This is a genomic window from Mesorhizobium sp. M7A.F.Ca.CA.002.05.1.1 (assembly GCF_003998335.1).
In the GTDB taxonomy this organism is placed as follows: domain Bacteria; phylum Pseudomonadota; class Alphaproteobacteria; order Rhizobiales; family Rhizobiaceae; genus Mesorhizobium.
In genome coordinates, this window is sequence record NZ_RZQI01001639.1 from 1 (window position 1) to 467 (window position 467).

The 467-nt window shown below is 58.7% G+C and carries 1 protein-coding gene; it reads left to right on the forward strand.

All coding sequences use genetic code 11. The features are described from left to right. Positions 1-9 precede the first annotated feature (9 nt). Positions 10-467: sulfate ABC transporter substrate-binding protein (locus EN939_RS37505; RefSeq protein ID WP_127272157.1), on the forward strand; the 458-nt coding region annotated here is incomplete at its 3' end.

Genomic DNA, 467 nt, shown 5'->3' on the forward strand with positions numbered 1-467 from the left:
GAGGCAGAAATGACCAAACCTCATTTCAGGAAACTGCTCGGCGCACTGGTCGCCACATCTGTCCAGTTCGGCACGCTCGGTTTCGCGTTTGCCGATACCACCATTCTCAACGTGTCCTACGATCCGACACGCGAGCTCTACAAGGCCTATGACGAAGCTTTCGTCGCGCATTGGAAGGCCGAGACCGGAGAGACCGTCACCGTCCAGCAGTCGCATGGCGGATCGGGCGCCCAGGCCCGCGCCGTGATCGATGGCCTCGATGCCGATGTGGTGACGCTGGCACTTGAAGGCGACATCAACGCCATCGTCTCGAAGGCGAAGAAGATCAATCCGGACTGGCGCACCAAATTCGAAAACAATTCAGCGCCTTACACCTCGACCATCATCTTCCTCGTCCGCAAGGGCAATCCCAAGGGCATTCACGACTGGAGCGACCTCGTCAAGGACGGTGTCCAGGTGATTACGCC